General features: G+C 51.3%; 18 protein-coding genes. 5 read left to right on the forward strand and 13 right to left on the reverse strand.

Annotated elements, in window-relative coordinates:
- Positions 1 to 14 precede the first annotated feature (14 nt).
- From NSQ22_RS17250 to NSQ22_RS17260, 3 genes are all read right to left on the reverse strand, one after another.
- Positions 15 to 230 carry a hypothetical protein gene (locus NSQ22_RS17250; protein ID WP_050367909.1) on the reverse strand — a complete coding sequence of 72 codons (216 nt, stop codon included), beginning with the start codon at positions 228 to 230 and terminating at the stop codon, positions 15 to 17.
- Positions 231 to 444: 214 nt separating this feature from the next.
- Complete coding sequence (locus NSQ22_RS17255) at positions 445 to 2,640, reverse strand: SEC-C domain-containing protein (protein ID WP_050367910.1); 2,196 nt, start codon at positions 2,638 to 2,640, stop codon at positions 445 to 447.
- Between the two features lie 297 nt (positions 2,641 to 2,937).
- The gene (locus tag NSQ22_RS17260; RefSeq protein WP_087960277.1) at positions 2,938 to 4,224 is read right to left on the reverse strand and encodes an SEC-C domain-containing protein; all 1,287 of its coding nucleotides are present in this window, start codon (positions 4,222 to 4,224) and stop codon (positions 2,938 to 2,940) included.
- A gap of 207 nt (positions 4,225 to 4,431) precedes the next feature.
- Here NSQ22_RS17260 and NSQ22_RS17265 point away from each other — a divergent pair, with 207 nt between their 5' ends.
- The 4 genes from NSQ22_RS17265 (at position 4,432) to NSQ22_RS17280 (ending at position 10,288) form a co-directional block, all read left to right on the forward strand.
- Positions 4,432 to 6,039, forward strand: coding sequence for a hypothetical protein (locus NSQ22_RS17265; RefSeq protein WP_060476277.1), 1,608 nt, complete (start codon positions 4,432 to 4,434; stop codon positions 6,037 to 6,039).
- Positions 6,036 to 8,816 (forward strand): DEAD/DEAH box helicase, encoded by a 2,781-nt coding sequence (locus NSQ22_RS17270; protein ID WP_339263929.1) that lies wholly within the window; start codon positions 6,036 to 6,038, stop codon positions 8,814 to 8,816. Before NSQ22_RS17265 ends, NSQ22_RS17270 begins: the two co-directional genes overlap by 4 nt.
- A gap of 723 nt (positions 8,817 to 9,539) precedes the next feature.
- Positions 9,540 to 9,671, forward strand: coding sequence for a hypothetical protein (locus tag NSQ22_RS17275; RefSeq protein WP_339263930.1), 132 nt, complete (start codon positions 9,540 to 9,542; stop codon positions 9,669 to 9,671).
- 179 nt (positions 9,672 to 9,850) lie between these two features.
- The gene (locus NSQ22_RS17280; protein ID WP_087960280.1) at positions 9,851 to 10,288 is read left to right on the forward strand and encodes a DUF559 domain-containing protein; all 438 of its coding nucleotides are present in this window, start codon (positions 9,851 to 9,853) and stop codon (positions 10,286 to 10,288) included.
- Between the two features lie 73 nt (positions 10,289 to 10,361).
- Here the strand turns inward: NSQ22_RS17280 and NSQ22_RS17285 are convergent, their stop codons facing one another.
- From NSQ22_RS17285 to NSQ22_RS17330, 10 genes are all read right to left on the reverse strand, one after another.
- Positions 10,362 to 11,333, reverse strand: coding sequence for a DUF1861 family protein (locus tag NSQ22_RS17285; RefSeq protein ID WP_008881344.1), 972 nt, complete (start codon positions 11,331 to 11,333; stop codon positions 10,362 to 10,364).
- 285 nt (positions 11,334 to 11,618) lie between these two features.
- Complete coding sequence (locus NSQ22_RS17290) at positions 11,619 to 12,095, reverse strand: macro domain-containing protein (RefSeq protein ID WP_029761195.1); 477 nt, start codon at positions 12,093 to 12,095, stop codon at positions 11,619 to 11,621.
- A 30-nt stretch (positions 12,096 to 12,125) separates the two neighbouring features.
- Positions 12,126 to 12,503 carry a DUF488 domain-containing protein gene (locus NSQ22_RS17295; protein ID WP_011888315.1) on the reverse strand — a complete coding sequence of 126 codons (378 nt, stop codon included), beginning with the start codon at positions 12,501 to 12,503 and terminating at the stop codon, positions 12,126 to 12,128.
- 332 nt (positions 12,504 to 12,835) lie between these two features.
- On the reverse strand, positions 12,836 to 13,720 hold the full coding sequence (gene galU / locus NSQ22_RS17300) for a UTP--glucose-1-phosphate uridylyltransferase GalU (protein ID WP_008881347.1): 885 nt from the start codon (positions 13,718 to 13,720) through the stop codon (positions 12,836 to 12,838).
- Between the two features lie 17 nt (positions 13,721 to 13,737).
- On the reverse strand, positions 13,738 to 15,090 hold the full coding sequence (locus NSQ22_RS17305) for a TrkH family potassium uptake protein (protein ID WP_029761193.1): 1,353 nt from the start codon (positions 15,088 to 15,090) through the stop codon (positions 13,738 to 13,740).
- A gap of 259 nt (positions 15,091 to 15,349) precedes the next feature.
- On the reverse strand, positions 15,350 to 16,408 hold the full coding sequence (locus NSQ22_RS17310) for a glycoside hydrolase family 130 protein (protein WP_339264657.1): 1,059 nt from the start codon (positions 16,406 to 16,408) through the stop codon (positions 15,350 to 15,352).
- Between the two features lie 2 nt (positions 16,409 to 16,410).
- The gene (locus tag NSQ22_RS17315; RefSeq protein ID WP_029761191.1) at positions 16,411 to 17,358 is read right to left on the reverse strand and encodes a DUF1861 family protein; all 948 of its coding nucleotides are present in this window, start codon (positions 17,356 to 17,358) and stop codon (positions 16,411 to 16,413) included.
- Positions 17,359 to 17,397: 39 nt separating this feature from the next.
- Positions 17,398 to 18,228: a carbohydrate ABC transporter permease gene (locus tag NSQ22_RS17320; protein ID WP_008881351.1), complete on the reverse strand. Its 831-nt coding sequence runs from the start codon at positions 18,226 to 18,228 to the stop codon at positions 17,398 to 17,400.
- Positions 18,215 to 19,093, reverse strand: a complete 879-nt coding sequence (locus NSQ22_RS17325; RefSeq protein WP_171355518.1) for a sugar ABC transporter permease — start codon at positions 19,091 to 19,093, stop codon at positions 18,215 to 18,217. Before NSQ22_RS17325 ends, NSQ22_RS17320 begins: the two co-directional genes overlap by 14 nt.
- Position 19,094: 1 nt before the next feature.
- On the reverse strand, positions 19,095 to 20,420 hold the full coding sequence (locus NSQ22_RS17330; RefSeq protein ID WP_029761190.1) for an extracellular solute-binding protein: 1,326 nt from the start codon (positions 20,418 to 20,420) through the stop codon (positions 19,095 to 19,097).
- Positions 20,421 to 20,895: 475 nt separating this feature from the next.
- Between NSQ22_RS17330 and NSQ22_RS17335 the strand changes: the two genes are divergently transcribed.
- Positions 20,896 to 21,909 (forward strand): LacI family DNA-binding transcriptional regulator, encoded by a 1,014-nt coding sequence (locus tag NSQ22_RS17335; protein ID WP_008881354.1) that lies wholly within the window; start codon positions 20,896 to 20,898, stop codon positions 21,907 to 21,909.
- Positions 21,910 to 22,074 lie beyond the last annotated feature (165 nt).

Consider the following 22,074-nt stretch of genomic DNA (forward strand, 5'->3'; position numbering starts at 1 on the left):
GGAGACATTCACGATCAACGTGTGATGGAACTGCTTTCAGCAACACATATCGCAAGCACTTTGGGACTTCCGCCGCTCATGTCGAGAACATCGATTCGCATTCCATTTTTTATGCCTAACCAAAATCCTGGTTCTTCACCAAAAGGTGCCCTTGGCTTTTTCAAAACATGCCATATTTCCTTCTCCAAGGAGAAAATCAGCCAATCCATGATTTTCATGCCGGTTGACACTCCGCACTCCTAAAGGTGTAGGATTCTTGGATCATTCGCGTCCTCATCCGTTTCTAGGTAAAACGAGAAAAACCCTGCTTCTCAAGCACACGTTATGGTGATGGACCAAAATCCTAAGAATATGAATGACTCTTACCATTGGTCTTGCCTGCATAATGGAGAATCATAGAGGCCGAGCCGAGAGAAACAAGCGCCCCGTCATTCATCGGGACGCCTACGGCCGGCGAAGCAAACGGGACAACGAGACAAGCAGGCGCTCTTGAAACGCAGCCCGTTCTTTCTCCACCTTGTCTGGCCACTCTTGCAACGCCTGAAGCCACGGCTCTACGTACGGAGAGAAAGACGGCGGATACACGCGGGCAAGATCGTCCAGCTTGCCGTTGCGATCGGTCGCGGCGACGATATACATGCCCGGCAACAGATGCGGCTCTGCCCGCTTCGGAATGTCCCATGTCACCGTTCGGTTATGGGCAAGCCAATCCAGCACCGCCTTCCCCTGTTCCACACGCTTGACGCGGAAAAACGAGAAACCGACGGAAAGGGGAATAGGCAAACCAAACAAACGAGCAAGCTGCCAAGCCATCAGTTCCTCATCCGCCTTTCCGTTCTCGCCCCTCCATTCATCCAGCAAAGCAAAGCAATGTTCCAATTCGCTTCTGACCTCTTCCAGCACGGCACAAACAACAGTTCGATGATTCGTTCCATAACGGCGGTCCAGCCAATCGGCCCACTCAAGCAACATATCGAGCGCTCGGCTCACCACTTCCCATGAAAACGAACTCCATCTTGACGGGATTTGCTCGACGATGCATTGTTTCCATTCTTCTTCTCCTACGTCCTCCCACGATGAAAACGTCCGCCCGGTCATATATTCACACACGAGCAAAACCACGGCCCAACACGCCTCTTTGGCCTCTTTTTCTCCGCTCACGATGACTTCGTTATAAAACGCCAATGCGTCATCGGTAAAATACATCCCTTCCCATTCCGCGCGGATCAACAATGTCTCGGTTCTTTCCGGCCCCATCCATTTCATTTTCCATAAGTCCGAAAGACGATGTGATGAGCTAAACGGAGATGGGGGCAATCCATAACGGGAGCGAATGGGATTCACTCCGATGAGCACCGGCAAATTGGCTCGTTCTTGCATGTTAAACAAATGGAATTCATACTCTTTCAGCCACTCATCCACTTCCTGCACACGCCCCTCGCGCGCCATTTCGTGAGGGGTTTTTCCATTCCATTTCTCAAGCGGGGTGTGAAGGGCTTTTTCCATTTGAACATCCAATCCGGCCATCGTTGCCACCCAAGGGGGAGAGTCTGGGTCTGAATCAATATGAAGCGAAACGTTTTCGATCCCTTTTCGGCGCAAAACGGCTTCTGTCCCCCGTTTTCGTTCTTTTGGGGAATACCCAAACGCCTGCAGCAGCGACACGAGCTGTTCGGCCGTCCCTTCCTCCTCGGTAGACAACACGAGACGCGACCGATGAGCGGATAATGACCCGCCTAATTCAAACACATGAATCGGCTTGGGGGAAATCACTCCGACATAATGGTACACATTGGTGCACCATGAACCTTCCACTTTCTCCCCATCGTCATGATCAATGTGAGCGCGTCCGATCGAAGCAAGCTTCCTCATCGCCTCAGCGGCTTCCTGGCATTCGTATTCATACGTCCATCGCGTGCGCTCCTCTTGCACATCGTCCGCCCTCGGAGGATAGCCTGCATCAACGATATCGAGAAAATGTTCAACGGCTACCTTTTCATACGGCCAATCGGTTTGCGTCAACAAGACGCGAATGTTCTCTTCCGCCCGTTCCACGCCCTTCGGATCCACAATCGATGATACACCGCAAACGTAATAGCCGCCGTCAAAGGGCTCCAAAAAGGCAAACATGCCGCCCCAAGGGCGCACAACCTCCAATGTCTCGCAATACGGCATGAGAAGTTTCTCGCCCGTCAACCGGTCGACCGCCACTCCTCCTTCATCATGCAAATCGACAAATTGCACAAGGCGCGGCACAAGTCGAACCCAGCGGTCCAACATTTCCTTGAGCTCCGGAGACAGACGACGCCCTTTTTCCTGTTGAAACCATTCAACGCCGCGCAATCCATTCGGATAACGATGGAGGAAAAAACGCCAAAGCGTCTCAAACACCTTCAACTCTTCACGATGATCCTTTTGTTCGATCATTCGGCGAAATGTACGGTTGACCGCTTCGCGTTCATCATAAGACAGCGATTCATCCAAAAACCGCTGCACCATTTGCGACAGCTCATATTTTTGGTCAAAAAAGCGGCGCTGCCGCACCCGCTTGATTTCACGCTCCTGCTGTTTGTTCATGCAGCACTTCTTATACTTTTTCCCGCTTCCGCACGGGCACGGGTCATTTCGGCCGATTGCCATGCAAAATCCTCCCTTCTAATCATTCCTTTCCAAAACGGCGACCAAGATATTAAAAACTGTCGGAATCGCGCACAAAGCCATTTTTCCCAATCCATTATGGATTCGGTCAAAACCGATCGTTCCCCGCCGCTTTTTTTGGAGTTTCACGAATGGAACGCATTCCATTCCCTGTTTCTACTTATAGAGGGCTTGGGTTGAGCCCAATGATGTTTGAATGAGAGAGCCCTTGTGGAACCGGCTTTCCTTTCTGACGAAATGCCGCTGACTTGCGCGCAGCGCCCGTTTTTCTGCCAGCTTCTAGATGAATCCCCGATCGGTGAAGATCTCCCACGCTACATCGCGGAGTTCTTTACGCAATTCTTTTTCATTCACTTCCTCAAGCAGGCCCTCATCCCTCCACGAACGGATGGCGCGGTCAATATGACGGTTGACTCGCTTCTCGTCCCATCCTTCACGCATCAACATCAGATCGATGTCATCGATCCATTCATTGATGCGCGCATCAAGCTCATCCCCTTCCTCTTCGAACCAGTCTTCCTCCCAGTCATCGAGCCATTGCTCGTCGTCTTCATCATCAACAGCCATCAGGAAAAAATCCAACGCCGCCGATCGCACATCTTCTGGCATCACGTCATACCGATCGGCGATGTCTTCCACCTCCGATCCTTCCGCCTTCATCAAATGCCCAGCCACATAGCGGAGCGCCGCCGCGTAGACGGGAACCGAATAAGGGAGGCGGGATGTTTTTCCGCAATAGATCGCCCATATGGCGAACGCTTGATTGAGCAGCGCCGCTGGCGCCTCCGGCTCGTTTTCATCGAGCTCGCGAATGACGGCCGCTTGTTTCGGATCATCCCATTTGAACTGTTTGGCGAACTGCCAAAGCCACTCCAAGAGCACATCGGAAAGCACAGCGACGAACCGATCGCGCATCCATAAAGCCGATGGCTGACCGCTCCACTCCCCTTCTTGTTGAATCGCCCGAAGCAATCGATCTTTCCCTGACGCCGGGAGCGGAAACACCGCTGTGAAACACGTGAACACGTCTTGGTACGGCACAAGGAAGCCGAACACCACATCTCCTGTTTCGATCACGCTCGGCCATTGATCGGAAGTCAATAAATGAACGATCTTTTCCTCTCCCGTCAACAAATCCCGGACAACGGGGCGATTGTCGTCATCATAGCCGATGAACTCGCCAAGCGACGGAACGGCTCCTTCCCACCTCTCGATGTGCGCCTGAACGGACGGGCGCCACCGCTCCCAATGACGGCTTTTCCGGTAAGCAGAAAAGATCGTTTGTCCTGTTTCATCAACCGGCCAACAAAACAACATCCAGTTCACCGCCATGATCTGCACGCCAAGCTCGAGTTCCTCCGGCATCTCATCAAGCGGGAACTGGTCTAAAAGCTCTTCCGCCTCCCTCTCATACCGCTGCAAAACAAACTGACGCATATCATTCATGCATTCGATCAACTCGCGGTCAATCAATGACGAAATCGAAACCGCCTCTTGCTTTCCACAACAATGCTTGTACTTTTTGCCGCTGCCGCACGGACAAAGGGCATTCCGCGACACCGTCATATCGTCACCCGCTTTCCTTCGATTCGGCCTTGCCGTTATGTTCATTGTATCATAACAGAGAGAAAATTAGGAATAAATCCCACGCCAAACAAACATAGCAACAGTACAATCCGCCATGCTATAATAAGTAGATATAAAGAATGAACGGAAAACGGGGGCTTTCTTCGGGAACCCATGATGCACAATGGACGGAAAGGACGGACTGATATGTTGCAGACCGCAATCTCCAAACCTCTGTTGCAAAAAGCCGCTGCCGACTTGCAGCGGGAATGGCCGTTTTCTCTCTTCCAACATGTCATCCAAAAAGGGCGGGAATTGTCACGGCAAGGGTTGGTGTATAACGTCATGGTCATAGACAGCGATTTTATCGAAGGAAAAGTCATCGACACCGCCATTCATGACGTGACGCTTGATTTGTCGGACATCTCCCTCCACAGCTGCCCATGCGGGGCGGAAGATCTTTGCCCGCACGTACTGGCGCTGTTCTTTTACGTGTACGGAAATGTATTTGACAACGGCGAGTTGTTGCGGCAATGGAAACAAGGAAAGAAAAAACCGAACCGGAAAGCGGCATCGGTCCAAACACCGTCTGAACCAAACACAGCGGAATCGGTCGCCCAATGGCGGAAGCAGTTCGCCGACCTATTGGACGAGTGGAGCGCCCGCCACCGCCGCCGCAATGATTGGCCGTACCGCTTGTCCCATCAACTGTTTCCGCAACTCGTCAAAAACAGCCCGAAACACAGCGCTGTCCGTTCGTTGCATCGCTTTCATGCGGCCTTGTTTTTGCTTGACCATTTGTTCGAATACGGACGCGAACGCGGTTGGGACCGTGGGCTGTTGTTCGGATCATACGAGCAGTTTTCGTGGCAACAAGACGTCGATTATATCGCCGACGAATGGTTCGAAACGTTGGAACGGTTTCCGTCCGAACTGCTGCCCCCGTCTGTTGAAACGCACATCGAACAGACGATCCCGTATGTACGGGAGTTGTTGCTGCGGTGGGGAAAGGCGTCCCCTTCACTCGTCTACAGCCTATACACAACCGCTTGGGAGCTGCTGTTCACGAAAGAAGCGCAGCGCCGGCAAGAGAAAGAAACGCTGATCCGCCTGGCAACGGAAAAACAGTCAACCACTCTGTTGCTAGCTGCCGCCCATCTCGCCTTTTTACTCGGCGAAGATGACGAAGCGCTCGCCATCTACCGCCAACATCCCAAGGAAGCGGCTCCGTTTTTTATCGATTGGATGGAGCGGTTCGCATCCTCGCATTCGCCGGAACGTTTCGCATCATTTTGGGCGAAAGGAAAGCAAGAGCTTGCCTTCTACATATCCGCTCTTCCAGAGATGGAGCGGTCGCCGTTTGTCAACGAAATCGGTCGGCTGTACGAATCATACGCTCGCCAACACAACAAATGGGACGACTATGAGAAGCTGTTGGCCGCATGCTTCCCATACAGCGCGAACCGCTACGTTCATTGGCTGCTCGGTCAAAGGCGCTACCATGATGTAGTCGACTTATACTTATGGGTGGACGCCACCGCCCATGACATTGATCCAACATTTCTCGCCATGCTGCAAAAACAAAACCCGGCGCTCGTCTTGCCATTGTATCACCGAGCGGTCATGCGTTTTGTCGAGGCGAAAAACCGCGCAAGCTATCGCGTCGCCGTGCAATATTTAAAAAAATTGCGTGCGTGCTACCGATCGTTGAAACGAATGAACGAATGGCAGATGTATCTTGAACAGCTGCTAGCCAAAACAGCGCGCATGCGCGCGTTTCATGAAGAAGTGGAGAAAGGAAAATTGCTTCTATGATGGAACAAGCGTTGCAGACGATCACCCTTTCATGTGAGTGGAGCGAAGAAGGACGATGCTTCTGGCTCAGCGGCCCGGACCGTGTTTCGAGCTGGGCGCCGCTTGTGTTCGCCTGGCATGAAGAAACCTTTTACGGCACCTTGCTTGATGTCGCGACCGTCCACGGACGCGACGCGGTGCGGCTGTCCCCGTGGCAGGCGCTCACGTTTTTCGCCTGGCGCCCGTCCAACCGTTTTCTTTCCATCAAATGGGGAGATGAGTTCACCGCCCAGCTTGAAACATGGGCGAAGCAAATCATCGACGATGTGCGCACACGCTGCTTCCGTCCCGATTTCTCGGCGTGGAAACAAGGGCAGCCGTCTGAATGGGCCGAAGCTGAGCGGACGCGTTGGCGCGGGCTCAAAGACGATCCGCACCCGCTTGTTGCGGCATGGCGGTCGCTGGCAATCGCCGACTGGCTGTCGCGCGACCCAGAGCTGCGCGGCATTTGGGGCGACATCGTTCGCGCTTATCCATTAATCGCCTCCCCCAGCGGCCAATGGATCGGAACGGAAGACGATTGGCTGGAACAAATCGGCTGGCTCGGCGACCGGCCGCCGTTTACGGTCGGGCTTCGCCTCGTCGAGCCGCCTGAGGACGGCGACGCATGGACGCTGGAAGCGGTGTTCATCGCCATCGACGACAGCGTCATCGCCTCTGCCCGTGATATTCCGCGCGCCTGGCGCCCATATGAATCATCGATCCAGCGCGCCATTCGCCGCATTTGCGCGATCGTGCCGTGGCTTGACGCCGGGGAGGGTCTGCGGACGGAACTGTCTAATGAAGAAGCGTGGCGTTTTTTGTCCGAAGACAGCTTAAAGCTCACCGAAGCGGGCGTACGCCTCTTGCTTCCCGACTGGTGGCACGACATCCGCCAGGCGCAGCTGTCGATCAAAGCGAAACTGTCGCCTTCCGTCAACGCCGAATCACTGTTCGGCCTTGAGCGGCTCGCTGATTTCGATTGGCGCGTCGCGACCAACGGGATTGAGCTGACGGAAGAGGAGTTTGCCGCTTTGGCGGAACAAAAGCGGCGCCTCATTCGCCTGCGCGGCCAATGGCTCATCCTTGACCCCGCCCTTGTCCGCCGCGCCCAGGCGCTCATGGAAAAGGCGAAAAAAGAAGGCGTGCCGATCCACGATATCGTGGCGCAAACGCTGCTTTCAGAAGCAGAGGAGCGCGAAGAGGCAACGGACGAATCGATCCCGATCCACATTGACGTCCATGATCAGTTCCGCGCGTTCATCCGCCAGCTCCAGCAGCTGGATGGATTGCCGAAAGCGAATGTGCCGCCGTCGTTTCGCGGCACGCTCCGCCCGTACCAGCAGCGCGGCGTCGACTGGCTCGTCTTTTTGCGCCGATTCGGCTTTGGCGCCTGCTTGGCCGATGACATGGGGCTAGGCAAAACGGTGCAGCTGCTTGCTTATTTGGCGCACGTCAAAGAAATCGAACGCCCGGACACGCCGGCGTTGCTCATCTGCCCGACAAGCGTGATCGGCAACTGGCAAAAGGAATGCGCCCGCTTCACCCCAGACTTGCGCGTCTACGTGCACCATGGACCGAACCGGGCGAAAAACGATGCGTTCGTGCAAACGGCAGGCGAGGCCGATCTCGTCATTACGTCTTACAACCTTGCCCATTTAGACCATGACGATTTAAAACAGATGCACTGGCACGTCATTTGCTTGGATGAAGCGCAAAACATTAAAAACGCGCAAACAAAACAAGCGCGCGCCATCCGCCGCTTGAGCGGAAAACATAAAATCGCCTTATCCGGCACGCCGGTTGAAAACCGTCTCGGCGAACTTTGGAGCATCTTCCACTTCCTCAACCCGGGCTACCTCGGCAGTGCGGCCGAGTTTGAACGCCGCTTTGCCGGACCGATCGAAAAAGAAGGCGATGCCCATAAAAAAGCGGCGCTGCAAACACTCATCCGTCCGTTTCTCTTGCGGCGGACGAAAACGGATGAAGCGGTTGCGCTCAACTTGCCGGATAAGCTCGAACAAAAAGAATACTGCCCGCTCACAGCTGAACAGGCGGCTTTGTACGAGCAGCTCGTCAACGACACACTCGAACGGGCAAAGGAAGCCAGTCCGTTTGCGCGGCGCGGCTTGATTTTGCAAATGCTAAACGGTGTGAAGCAAATTTGCGACCATCCGGCGCTGTATTTGAAAGAACGCCGCCCCCGCCAGCTCGTTGAACGGTCGCACAAGCTCGAAAAGCTCATCGAACTGATCGAGCAAATCCGCGCCAACGACGAATCGTGCCTCATCTTCACGCAATACGTGCGAATGGGCGAGATGATCCAACAGCTGCTTTCCGACTTGTTTGATGAGCCGGTGTTGTTTTTGCACGGAGGCGTCCCAAAACAAACGCGCGACCGGATGGTGGATGAGTTCCAAGCGAAAAAAGCGCCGATTTTCCTTTTGTCGCTCAAAGCAGGCGGCACCGGGCTCAACTTAACCGCCGCCAACCATGTCATCCATTTCGACCGTTGGTGGAACCCCGCCGTCGAAAACCAGGCGACTGACCGCGCCTACCGTATCGGGCAAACGAAATTCGTCCACGTCCATAAGCTGATCACGACCGGGACAATTGAAGAAAAAATTGACGAGATGCTCGAACAAAAGCAAGCGCTCGCTGATGTGATCACTGAAGGCGAAACGTGGATCACCGAGCTGTCTGACGATGAGCTGCGCGACTTGCTCGCCTTATCGGCCGCAGCGAAAGGAGGCGCTTGAGCATGGCGGAAGAAAAACGAAAGCGCAAGAAAAAAACGGCGGAAAACCCGTGGGAAAAGTTGCTGAAGCGGATGGAAGAAAAGTTGAAAGAGCGGGAAACACGACAGATGAGACGGTAAAAATCGATAACGCAGTATGACAAACGTGAGACGGGAAAACAAAACGTGGGCCACTTTGAAGTGCCCCTCCTGTCAAGTAGATACGAATAAAAAAGCACATGTAAGCAGCCTGAGTCCTCATTAACCCCCTAATGAATTTGGACACTCGATGAGGTGTTTTTATCATCGAAGTGACCAAATGAAGGGGGGCTTTTGATGTACATGAAACGAAGAAAACATTCGAAGGAAATTCAGCTACAAGTATTGAAAGAAGCAAGCGATGGGCTTACTACGTCCGCAGCGAGAGAAACGGATTGTATATCCGAAGAAACTCGATCGAAATCGCATGATTACCGGCTCGAATCAGTTATGGGAAATGGATGTGACAAGAGGAACGACAAGCGGGATCGGTGGATTTTCGAGCTTTCCCCTCCCCTTCATTGTTCATCAAATATATATCCACAGCTTTTCAACTTTACATCAAAGGTTTTTCGTGTTTTCCTCATAGAAAAATCCCCCTCCATAGTAGACAGATTCATGTGCTTTCTTTTTTCTGTCTACTATCAGGGGATCATATCACGTATTCCGACGCTGTTTTTTGCCTTCGAGCAGCGGAACGAACGATGTGAATTTTCGTCTAGACATCGAGCTGTGGGTGTCATCGTTCCTCATTAAGCGCATAGACGATCACGTCTTGTTTCATCGGATGGATGATCCACGACTCGTTGGCACCGCAAACGAATTGAATTTTATGTAAAGATCGTACGATTCGATGGTTTTGCAAATGGATACATCACGCCCGTTTAGGTCATTCCCATTCTACTATATTCCGATCATTGGACGAATTACAAATAGATGCCCATAAAAAAATGCCTATGTCATGAACTTCTCGCTACGGTTACCTTCGCCCAAACTTGTCTATCCTATGATTAGGTGATGGTCATGATCGAATATCTCGTTTTCTTCGGATTGATTGCAGCGGCTGTTGTCTTGTTTGTCCGGCACGAAATCTGGGAGAAACGCCATCCATCTCAGTCGCTGTCGTTTGATTGGGAATATGCTAAATGCGAAAGTCCCATCGAGCGAAAATTGTATGAGGCGCTAACGTGGAGCGGTTATAACGTGAAGGCGCAGTACGTCGTTCCACCGGCACGCTACCGGATTGATTTAGCGTTGCCGCAATACAAAATCGCCATCGAGTGCGACGGCAGGGCGTACCATTCGACACCGGAACAAAAGCGGCACGATCAGAAAAAAGACGCCTATTTACGACGCAAAGGCTGGAAAGTGCTCCGCTTTCCCGGCAGCGTAATTCACGCGAACGTCGGTGATGTGATTCAACAAATCGAAGAAGAAATCCGCCGGACAATATAGAAAAAGGATCGGCCGGAAACAGCCCCCATGAGGGTCTGTCCACCAATGCCGATCCTTTTTCTTCATCTTCCGTTTAGACAGAAGCATACATTCGATCAAGCTCTTGCGATTCATACTTCACAAACGGGTCGATCAGCGAAATTTTTTGCGCCTCGGCATCGCTCACACCAGCGTACAGCTCAGCCGTCCCGTCCCCTTTGCGGATGAGTCCGCCACTAAAGACAACGTTCGCTAAATCCGGCCGTTTCGCCGGCCCGTCTAAAAAGTGAGAGCGAAGCGCAAGCAATTCCAGTTCAGAGCGCTCCATCGTCTCTGGATTTAAGACGAACACCATCGGGTAGTAATGACGGTTGCCGTGCTCGTCAAAGCAGGCGATATGGCCGAGCGCACCGACAAGCCCGTTCGCCAACAAATGCGCCTCATTCACGCCGCCCCATTCCTCATCAGTGAATTGGGCGTCAAGAAGCGGAGCTGCTTCAATCACATCCGGCGTCAAGTCATCGAGCGAAAAAATGCGAGTAAAACCAATTTTCCCTCGGCCGCCCTTTTCTCCTTGCGGGCGAGTAAAGACGCCGATCGAGCCGTCTTTCAGTTCGACAAGGCGGATATCTTTCATCCCATCCGGCCCTTCCGCAAATTTTTTCAACCCACGGATGTTTGCGCCACGGTAAAAGACTGTCCGCCAGCTGAGCGCGCCATCAAACACCGGATGTGGAAACGTTTCCACCCCACCAAACACAAGTTGCCCGTGAATGCGCGCTACAAACGGATCTTGCAAAGCAAACACTGGCGCTCCTTCGCGCGGAACCCAGACGCCCTCGCGCTCAACGAAAAAGTACACTTCCGATTGCTCACTGTCGCGCGACTCAACGCGCCCAGCAATGACAAACTCACCGTCATCTTCAAACGGCGCGGAAATATTATAAACGTCCCGGTCCCCGACACCCGCAAAGCGCAATTTTTTCGGTTCAAACGGCTGCGGAGCCAGACGAAACTCGTCAACTAGCATTTCACATGTCTTTAAAGTTGGGAATTGAAATAACATGATTCATCCCTCCGGACGATGCCAAAAACGCCATAGACGGCATTTTTGGCCGTTTTTCCTGGTCGCGGTTCGAACAGGAAACACCAAACTTCCTTTTCACACCGGCTTCATCACTCAGACACCAACGACGATGCCACCTCCCGTTAGCCGGATCAGGAAGTGAAAGAAACTTTTTTGTGTTTTATATTATAATATGATATGGTGAATCACGAAACGTGTTATTCTTTGCCAAAAAAAAGAAGGGCCGAGCGTTGTCAAGGCCCTTTTTCTTCCTTATTTGTTTAACTAAACCTGCTGGATAAACGACTCATCGATATCGACCACGACAAACTCCACATCCATCACAGGCTCAAGCACCTCACGAAACAGCTTTGCCACTTTCCCTTTATCCAGCCCACCAACTCCTGTTCCTAAAGCTGGAAGCGCCACGTGCTTAATCCCGTGCTCCCGACAATATGTGATCAGCCGCTCAAGGCATTGGCGGACGATCGCATACGATGTCTGCCCTGCGGGCTGCTTCATCGTCACGAGATGAATGACACCACGAAACGGCAACGTCCCTGCTCCAGTCACATACAAATCCCCTGGTTGTGGATCTTGCGCTTGGCAGATGCGGATTGCTTCCTCTTCAATGGCGCGGCCGCCTGCCCGACGGATCGCCGCCGCCACTCCGCCGCCCATCGGTCCAATGCCGTTGGCGGCATTGCAAATGTACTCGACCCCTTCCACCTTCGTCAAATCACCGACGATCGCGCGAATCATCGCTTATCCCTCCTCGTCGTTCGCTCGTTCTCAGCCCATTCGGCGCAAAAACTCGCAAAGAACAACGGCATGATTATGTCGCTCATCTTTGGCCGCGTAAAGCAACGTCACCGTCCCGGAAAGCGAAAGCAGCTCGCCCACAAGCGCCCGCTTCGTTTCATCGGTGGACAACTCCCACTCGTACTTTCTGGCAAACTCGGCAAACCGCTCCGGCCGATGGCCGAACCATTGCCGCAACTCGGGACTCGGGGCGATCTCCTTCAGCCAACCGTCGAGGCGCGCCGCGCTTTTCGCCACCCCGCGCGGCCAAAGGCGGTCAACAAGAATGCGGGTGCCATCGGAATCGTCGTATTGTTCATAAATTCTTTTTACTTGGAAACGGCCATTCTGCTTTGATTCGTTCGCCATTGTTCATCCGTCCCCCTGCTGTTTCGCGTGCGCCACTTGCTGTGCCAACGTTCATCGACACAGAAAAAGCCAGTGAACACCGCGGTTTCTGCATACTAGTGACTTTAGAGAACGCTACACATCAATGGTTATCTATTAGAAAAACATTTTTTACGCTTTGTTGTTGATGGCATCATTCCTCTGATATTGAACACTTCTCCCTGCGCTCACGCTAGGAAGTAGCGGGCCTCTCGGCTTAGGATAAAGCTCAAGACCAAGAGATTTCGCGGTTTGAAACTCCCTCTAACCGCCCGACTCTTGATCGTTGCTAGCAGAGGCGTGCGGCGAATCGTTCACTCAGCCGATCCTTTCGCCTCTGTCACCATCCGCTCTAAAAACGAAAGCAAATCGTCGCGCAGCTCCTTGTTTTGCAAGGCAAACTCGATCGTCGTTTCGATAAAGCCGAGCTTCTCCCCGACATCGTACCGTTTCCCTTCGAACTCATAGGCGAAGACACGCTGAATTTCATTGAGCCGCCCGATCGCATCGGTCAGCTGAATCTCCCCACCCGCACCGACTTCTTGCTTCTCTAAAAACAAGAAAATCTCCGGCGTCAATACATAACGGCCAACGATCGCCAAATTGGACGGCGCCGTGCCTGGAGCCGGTTTTTCGACAAAACGACGCACTTGGTAGCGGCGGCCCCGCTGCTCGAGCGGATCGATGATCCCGTAACGGTGCGTCTCTTCCTCCGGCACACGCTTGACGCCGATCACCGAGCTGAATGTTTGCTCGTATTGATCAATGAGCTGCTTTAAGCACGGCGTTTCCGCTTGAACGATGTCGTCACCCAACAACACCGCAAACGGTTCATCCCCGATGAAACTGCGGGCGCACCACACCGCATGCCCTAATCCTTTCGGCTCTTTTTGGCGAATGTAGTGGATGTCTACTTTGGATGGCTCTTTCACTTTTTCCAACAAATCGAGCTTCCCTTTTTGCTTGAGCAGCTGCTCGAGCTCAAACGCATGGTCGAAATGGTCTTCAATCGCCCGCTTCCCTTTCCCGGTGACGATAATAATGTCTTCAATGCCTGATGCCATCGCCTCTTCCACAATATATTGAATCGTCGGCTTATCGACAATCGGAAGCATCTCCTTCGGCATCGCCTTTGTCGCCGGCAAAAATCGCGTCCCAAGCCCTGCCGCAGGAATGATCGCTTTGCGCACTTTTTTCATGATTCCTTCCCCCTATTCTAGCCGATAATGACCCGTTCTTTCGGGTAATGGTAGCTATCTTTCACCGCTCGGCCGCGGATCAGCCATAAAAATGAAATGATGCCGACCCGACCGATAAACATCAACATCACCAACACAAGCTTGCCAAACGGGCTAAGCTCGGGGGTAACACCGAGCGACAGCCCGGTCGTCCCAAATGCCGAACATATTTCAAACAAAAGCGTGACCACAGGGAGTGACGACTCCGAGACGGAAAGCGTAAGAACCGCCGCAAAACAAAGAAACAGCGCCGCAATAAAAACGACAAACGATTTTAAAATATCTTCCTCGTGAATTTCGCGCCCGAACACTTTGACTGCTGAGCGCCCTTTCGCATAATGCCAAACCGTTAACAAAATGACCGCCAACGTCGTCGTCCGAATCCCGCCACCGACGCTACTCGGAGAAGCACCGATGAACATCATCGCGCTCAAAAGCAATAACGTCGGGTGGGAAAACTCGTTCATATCCATCGTCGTCAGCCCACCGCTGCGCGATGACACGGACTGAAACAGCGCATAAAAGAGCGAACGATGCCACGACTCTCCAGCAAAAAAATGATTCCATTCAAGCGCATAAATCGCCACCGTGCCAAAAATGACAAGGGCAAAAAACGTTACGGTCGTCAATTTCGTAAATAGCGAAAACCGATAGCTTCCTCGGTTGCGCGCAAACAAAAACTCTTTCACCTCAATGAGCACCGGAAATCCGATCGATCCTAGAATGATGAGGAGCATATGGACGATTTGCACGAAATAATCGCCGGCGAACGGAATAAGCGACTTGCCGGTAATGTCAAACCCCGCATTCGTCGTCGCGCTGACCGACGCAAACACGGCCTGCAAAAACGCTTCTGGCCACGTCGGAAAATACCGCAAAAAATACACGCCCAAAACAAGCGCACCGACCGCTTCAATCGCGAGAATCAAGAAAAAGATTTCCCGCGCGAGCTTCACGAGCCCTGACAACGCGAGCCGGTTCTGGTCTGCCATGATCAGCTGCCGCTCACGAAATCCGATTTTTTTGCCAAACAACAGCCAAATGAACGTACTCAGCACCATCAACCCGATGCCGCCAACTTGCATCATCACAACTAAAACGACAACACCGAGCGTATTAAACGTCTCCGGAACCGATACGACCGTCAACCCGGTCACACTAATGGCGCTTGCCGCGGTAAACAGCGCGTCAATCCAGCGAAGCTCCACCCCCGGCCGGTGCATAACCGGCAACCATAGCAACAACGTCGACACCGCGACCGCCACCAAATAAAACAGAATGATCAATTGAATCGTTGACAGCTTCAACCATAATGAACGTTTGATTGCCACGTGGCCATTCACCCACCATTGCCTCGACCAGCGCAGGAACGGCTTCCTCACACTGATCCTGCTCAGTATTTATACGTACGATCAATCAATGTTGTTTTCCATTATATCAAATCTTCTTAGCCGAAAAGAAATTTGTTTCGATTCTTTTTAAACAGAAAGAGAGAGCAATACACCATTGTCACGATCAGCCCCACAAAAAAAGAAACGCCTAATCTGTTTAGGCGTTTCTGTCCATGCTCCAATGTGTGGGTTTTCTTTTTCATCCCTTACCAAGCGAAGCCAAAATCTCGCTAAGCCGCAGCTCAACACAAGCCATTGACGTATCCGCGGCGCCGTAATACATTTTCACGATGTCACCGTCAACGAGCGCTCCGCATGAGAATACGACGCGCCCGAAAAAGCCGTTCACTTCGTAATCCGCTTCCGGCTCGACAAGCGGCTGCTCCGAGCGGGCAATGACTTTCGATGGGTCATCTAAATCCAACAACACCGCCCCCATGCAATAGCGGTGGTCTTCTGACGCACCGTGGTACAACTCAAGCCAGCCGTGCTCCGTCTTGATTGGCACCGCACCGCCGCCGATGCGGGCGCTGTCCCATTTCCCTTCCCGCAAGCCGAACAAAAAGCGGTGATTTCCCCAGTAACGCAAATTGTCCGACTCAGCGATCCACACCTCAGGACGGCCGTTGCTTCTTGGCACCGGGCGGTGAAGCGCATAATACTTGCCGTTAATCTTCTCCGGAAAAATGAGCACGTCTTTATTCTCCGGTGCAAAAATCATCCCGTGATGCTCAACCGTCCGAAAATCGGTCGTCGACACCATCACCTCGCCGACCCCTTTGGGCGACACAGCGCTGAAATAAATGTAATACGTCCCGTCAATGTACGTAATGCGCGGGTCTTCCACTCCAAATGTCTCTAACTCATTCGAAGGATAGATCAACGGCCGATCGTCAATCGTAAAGCGCCGCCCGTCTTGACTGCGGGCAAGACGCAAATACGATAGTGACGTCAAATACAAAAATCGTTCCGTCCCTGCCTCTTTAATGACCCTTGGATCGGAAAAATCATAGCGCGGGTCGTCCTTGTGAAACTCATAAATATCGACCTTCCCTGTCTTTGAATTCCACACCGGCGCCTTCACCACGTTCGGGTCATCCGACACGGGACGTTCTGCCACCCGAAGCAACAACAACACATCCCCTTGAAACCTCGCCACCCCGGCGTTAAACGCACCGATCACTTCAAACCCATCATGATACGGCGGCACATCATTCGGCGTAATGAGCGGATTTTCTTCATAACGGTAAAGGTGCATCATCATCCCTGCCTCTCGTATTTCATAAATGGATCAACAATCGTTAACTTTTGTGCTTCGGCATCGCTTGTTCCAGCGTAAAAATCAGCTGTGCCATCCCCTTTGCGCACGAGTCCGCCGCTGAATACAACGTCTGCCAAATCGGGGCGTTTCGCCGGCCCATCGAGGAAATGAGACCTTGTGGCGATCAACTCCATTTCCGACGCTTCCCCAGTATCTGGATTGAACGCAAATACCATCGGATAATAATGACGGTTCCGTTCCTGATCGAAACAAGCGATATGACCAAGGACACCGACAAGTCCATTGGCAAGCAAATGCGCTTCATTCACGCCTCCCCATTCTTCATCGGTAAACTGACCGTGAATCAAAGGAGCGTCTTGAATCGCTTTGACCGTCAGTTCATCGAGCGAGCCGACGCGGGTGAACCCAATTTTTCCGCGACCACCTTTTTCACCTTGTGGGCGAGTGAACACACCGACAGATCCATCCCGCAATTCAACAAGCCGAATATCCTTCATTCCATCAGGTCCAGTAAAAAAGTGCATCAATTCATTCATCGTTTTTCCACGATAAAACACCGTCCGCCAATATAACTTCCCATGAAGCACAGGGTGCGGAAACGTCTCCACCCCACCAAACACGAGATGCCCGTGCACACGCGAAATAAACGGATCCTGCAACGCAAACACCGGGGCCCCTTCGCGCGGCACCCATGTTCCCTCACGTTCGACAAAAAAGTAAACTTCCGACTGCTCGCTATCCCTCTCTTCCACCCGTCCGGCAATCACCCACTCACCGTCATCTTCGAACGGCGCGGAAATGTTGTACACATCGCGACCTCCAACACCGGCAAATGCCAGCTTCTCCGCTCGAAACGGTCGTGGAGCACGCGCGAGCTCCTCAAGCAATGTTTTGCATGTTTTCATTGTCGGCATCCTCGTCTGCATAACGTCTCTCCCTGCTCTCTTTTCCATCGTGATGTTTCATTATTTTAATATGAACTGCATACCTTCTTTAAAATTCTTGCTAAACAAAATGAACAAAATCAAAATCGGCAGCGTGAGTAACACTGAGGCGGCATACATTGGCCCCGGATACCCCCCATACGGCCCAAACATTTGCGCCAACAATACATTTAATGTCAACATCTTTTCGTTATTGACGACCAGCATATCCCAAAGAAGTTCCACCCATCGTTCCATGAAAAGGAACAAGAAAATAATCGTTGTGATCGAGCGCGACATCGGCCAGATAATGCGGCGAATGATGGTGAGATGTCCTGCCCCATCCATCTTGGCCGCTTCGATCAATTCATCAGGAATGCTACGGAAAAAGTTCGTATACATAAAAATCGCCCACAAGTTGACGGCCTTCGGCAAGATCATCGCCCAATACGTGTTGTACCAGCCGAAATACCGGACGATCAAAAACAGCGGAATCAACAAAATGATCGACGGATAAAACATTTGAAACAAAATCGCGTTATTGACCCATTGTCTCCCCTTAAAGGTCACTTTCGACAACGCATATCCGACCATCACCGCCGTCACCAGCATAAGAAGCGTTGATGCCGATGTGACAAGCAAACTGTTGAAAAACGCCCGAAGCCACGGCCGCGGCACGACATCTTCACCGCCTTGAAACAGCCATTCATACGAGCGCAATGTCAATGACGACGGAATCAACTTTCGATCGACTTCATCCCATGGAGCAAGCGAGCCTAACACCATATACAAATACGGGAAAACCATGACGAACAAAACCGCAAACGCCAGCACATAAAGCAAGCCAACCTTCCATCGTTTACTCCCAACCATGTCTGCCACCCCATTTTTCCAACAGCTTGCGAAAGATGAAAATCGACGCAAAGGTGACGATCGAATTGATGATCGCGACCGCCGTTCCGTAACCTGCGTTTAATTTTTCAAAGGCCTGGTTGTAAATCTCTAGCTGCCACGTATGGGTCGCATACTCCGGCCCGCCGCCCGTCAACACATATGGCTCCGTGAAAATGCCAAACATCAAGCCGACTGCTAAAATCGTCACCGTATAAAACGAAGGGTACAGCATTGGAATAGTCACGTGCCAAACCCGCTTCCAGCCGACCGCACCGTCGATTTCAGCCGCCTCATAGACTTCTTTCGGAATACTTTCAAGACCCGATAAAAACAAGAGCGCATAGTAACCGACAAACTTCCACGCCATCATCAGCACGATCACTAGCGCCGCCAAGGTCGGAGACCCGAGCCAGTCAATATCGAGACCAATCACATCTCGCAAAAATTGATTGAACGGACTGTTATAAGAAATAACCCCTTTGACGACAATCGCCGATGCTACTCCTGACGCTAAGTACGGCAAAAAATACCCAACGGCAAAGAGCCCTTTCCACCGTGGCAGATGATGAATGATCAACGCCAAAATCAGCGAGCCAGCGATAACGATCGGCACAAACATCAGCATAAACTTGTACGTCACCCAAAACGCAGCCCGCACACTCGGACTGAACAACGCATCGATAAAATTTTGAACCCCTACTGTCTCATATTCTGGAGAAATCAAGTTCCAGTTCGTAAAGGCGAGATATAACGCCCAAAATAAAGGGATTAAAAAGAAAATAGCGGAATAGATAAGGTATGGGCTGGCGAGCAGCCAACCCACTTTTGCCGTGTGCTTATTCATGTTACTTTAACACCCCATCGATCGCTTTCTCCATATCCTTCCAAGCTTTTTCAGGGGTTTTCTCACCTTTAACAACGGGGTTCAACGCTTGTTTGCCGATCAATTCTTGAATTTCAACCATTTGGGCATTATCCATCGGCGGCAACGCATTCGGGATATTTTCCGCATACAGTTTCAACTGCGGATTTTCCTCAAAATAGGAGACAAACGCCTCGTTCGTTGACAAATCATCCCGCGCTGGCGGCAAATTCGTCTCTTTCAGCCATTCCAAATCGTTTTGTGGGTCAGAGTACACCCATTTGACGAAATCGAACGCGGCTTGTTGTTGCTCTTTCGTCGCTGAAGCGTAAATGACTAGCCCTTTTGTATCGGCAAACGTTTTTGCTTGCGCTGGATCCATTCCATCCGGCACCGGCGGCATGGATAAAACGTATGTTTCGTTAAATTTCATTTCCGGAAACTTCTCCGCCCAATAAGGGAACGTCCATGGTCCTAAATCGACCATCACCGACGTGCCGTTTTCAAACGGATCTTTCGTCTCCCTCGTCAGTACTAGTTGATTTTTACTTAAATCCGCAAAGAATTGAAGTGTTTTTACTCCTGCGTCGCGATCCGCGCTCAGTTTATTCCCATCAATAAAATGAGTTCCATTCGACGCGGCGTTATACAGCATAAAGAAGTCAAACCATCTTGCCCACCATGTCGGTTTGGCCAAATCGGCTCTCGCCCACAAAAACTTGTCTGGATATTTTTCTTTTAGCTTTTTGCCGACCTCAAGGACTTCGCTATATGTTTTCGGTGGCTCGTTATATCCTAACTCTTTCAATAGATCGATTCGCCAACCAAACAGCATGGCGTTCGAGTAAATCGGCAGTACATACTGATGTCCATCAGCAAATTTCCAAGTAGAAATCGTCGTTTCCATTTGCCGCTTGCGAAGTAAATCGTCAAATCCGTCAAATTGATCCATGGGCACAATCGCCCGGCTTTCCGCCAATTGCGCGGCAAAACCACGCGAGATGTTTTCCGAAAGGACCGGTGCGTTTCCTGCAGCAATGGCGGACTGAATGCCCGCCTCCGAAGAAGGGCTTTCCGGCATCGGCGATACTTTGATTTTCACATGTTTATGCTCTTCCATATAGCGGTCGGCCATCTTCTTCCAGAACGCTTGTTGCGTCGGGTTCGGCGCTGCCCAAAAATCAATCTGCACGGTTGAACTTTGCTTCCCCTCTCCTTGCTCATTTCCTGCTTGTCCTTGGCAGCCCGTTCCGATCACCACAGCGGCAAGTAACACCGAAACGAGCTTAAACCACTTGCGCTTTTTCATCGTTTATTCCCCCCTTATATGAATGAGCAGATGATTAAAACGCTTACACAAACAATTGATTTGGACAATGTCTCTCCTTTCCCTGACAGATCACTAAGGCAGACAATCTTGTCAACTAAAAAACAATCTCTGTAACTATATTTTTATACATTACAAACACATTATTTCACGATGAAACCGAATAGTCAACTTCTTTTTCGGAAAAAAGCAAAAAAATAATGATATTTTTCATGACTAACAAACTTGACAAATTCATTTTGTAACGTTACAATGACATCCTGTATATACTTTTCCGATGTTTTGAATACCGTTCAGTTTCACAAGGAGGTATAATGGAACGAAGAAAAAGCAAAAACGGAAATCGTTTTGGATATTCCGACCTATAATCAGGGATAGGAAAGCGATGACAATCGTCATCCTTATCGCACTTCAAATAGCCGAAAAGGCAAAAAGAGTGAACAGGTGGAGATAGCGAATGAAAAAACGTGTCACCATGCAAGACATCGCTGATCGGCTCAACATTTCTAAAAACTCCGTCTCTCAAGCGCTGCGAGGCAAAGAAGGGGTGAGCGAAGAAACGAGGCAGCTTGTAAAGCGTGTCGCGAAAGAAATGGGGTATGAATATCCCTCCTCTCGCTCGAAACATCGCGAGGAGCCGCCGAAGCAAATCGCCCTCATCGCTTCAGACCGCGCATTTTCGCTGAAATTTTTCGGCGAAATTTACTTGAGCATCGAACAGGAAGCGCTATCACATGGCATGAAGCTACACATTCAGTCGGTCAACGAGCAACAAAAACAACAACGTCTGTTGCCTTCGTTCATCGAGGAAAAGCTCGTTGACGGCGTCATCATTCTTTCCCATATCAGCACCGAATACATCCAAAAAGTGGTCTCAACCGGCATCCCGACCGTCCTTGTCGATCACCATCATCCGAACATTTCCGCTGATGCGGTGCTGACAAACAATCGATTCGGCGCCTACATCGCTGTCCAGCATTTGTTGGAGCTCAACCATACCGATATTGCGTTTGTCGGCGACATTCACTATTCACCGAGCTATCAAGAACGGTATGAAGGGTATTTATTGGCGTTGAAAGATTACGGGGTGAAACCGAACGAGGAATGGATATTTTGCCACGCACAAGAGGACGAAACAGCGATCGCCAACTACATACGAGAGCTAAAGCAGCAACCAACCGCCTGGTTTTGCGTCAATGACGGATTAGGCTTTTTCGTCAGCACCAGCCTCCAACAATACGGCCTGAACGTACCTGGCGATGTCTCCGTCTGTAGCTTTGATAACGGACAACTATCGCAAATCGCCACGCCGAAAATTACAACCGTCGACATCGATCTGAAGCGATACGGCAAACGAGCCGTGGAATTGTTACGGTGGCGGTGGGACAATCCGGACGAACCATTTCAGGAAGTGTTATTATCGACGAAACTCATCAAACGGGAATCGACAGCGGCGAAACCAAAGCGTTAGGGCGGGGCTCTCTTTGGCCCTGCCGGTTTGCCGAACGTTAGCGATTCACTCCTCTTCAGTTGCAGGCGTCGGATTTCATCCATTCACAGGCAATCCCGTCAATTCATGAATCGTTTGCTGCTCCTTTCATCACCATTTACCGTTTTTCTTATTCTGCACGTCCTC

The organism is Geobacillus sp. FSL K6-3411 (assembly GCF_037965715.1).
GTDB lineage: Bacteria > Bacillota > Bacilli > Bacillales > Anoxybacillaceae > Geobacillus > Geobacillus thermodenitrificans.

What these genes read in the sequence shown, in the direction of transcription:
- NSQ22_RS17310 (WP_339264657.1), bottom strand. Translation starts at nt 16,408, where the DNA reads ATGCACCTTTACCGTTATGAAGAAAATCCGCTCATTACGCCGAATGAT.
- NSQ22_RS17330 (WP_029761190.1), bottom strand. Translation starts at nt 20,420, where the DNA reads ATGAAAAAGCGCAAGTGGTTTAAGCTCGTTTCGGTGTTACTTGCCGCT.
- NSQ22_RS17270 (WP_339263929.1), top strand. Translation starts at nt 6,036, where the DNA reads ATGATGGAACAAGCGTTGCAGACGATCACCCTTTCATGTGAGTGGAGC.
- NSQ22_RS17325 (WP_171355518.1), bottom strand. Translation starts at nt 19,093, where the DNA reads ATGAATAAGCACACGGCAAAAGTGGGTTGGCTGCTCGCCAGCCCATAC.
- galU (WP_008881347.1), bottom strand. Translation starts at nt 13,720, where the DNA reads ATGAAAAAAGTGCGCAAAGCGATCATTCCTGCGGCAGGGCTTGGGACG.
- NSQ22_RS17290 (WP_029761195.1), bottom strand. Translation starts at nt 12,095, where the DNA reads ATGATTCGCGCGATCGTCGGTGATTTGACGAAGGTGGAAGGGGTCGAG.
- NSQ22_RS17295 (WP_011888315.1), bottom strand. Translation starts at nt 12,503, where the DNA reads ATGGCGAACGAATCAAAGCAGAATGGCCGTTTCCAAGTAAAAAGAATT.
- NSQ22_RS17335 (WP_008881354.1), top strand. Translation starts at nt 20,896, where the DNA reads ATGAAAAAACGTGTCACCATGCAAGACATCGCTGATCGGCTCAACATT.
- NSQ22_RS17265 (WP_060476277.1), top strand. Translation starts at nt 4,432, where the DNA reads ATGTTGCAGACCGCAATCTCCAAACCTCTGTTGCAAAAAGCCGCTGCC.
- NSQ22_RS17320 (WP_008881351.1), bottom strand. Translation starts at nt 18,228, where the DNA reads ATGGTTGGGAGTAAACGATGGAAGGTTGGCTTGCTTTATGTGCTGGCG.
- NSQ22_RS17285 (WP_008881344.1), bottom strand. Translation starts at nt 11,333, where the DNA reads ATGTTATTTCAATTCCCAACTTTAAAGACATGTGAAATGCTAGTTGAC.
- NSQ22_RS17260 (WP_087960277.1), bottom strand. Translation starts at nt 4,224, where the DNA reads ATGACGGTGTCGCGGAATGCCCTTTGTCCGTGCGGCAGCGGCAAAAAG.
- NSQ22_RS17280 (WP_087960280.1), top strand. Translation starts at nt 9,851, where the DNA reads ATGGTCATGATCGAATATCTCGTTTTCTTCGGATTGATTGCAGCGGCT.
- NSQ22_RS17315 (WP_029761191.1), bottom strand. Translation starts at nt 17,358, where the DNA reads ATGCAGACGAGGATGCCGACAATGAAAACATGCAAAACATTGCTTGAG.
- NSQ22_RS17255 (WP_050367910.1), bottom strand. Translation starts at nt 2,640, where the DNA reads ATGGCAATCGGCCGAAATGACCCGTGCCCGTGCGGAAGCGGGAAAAAG.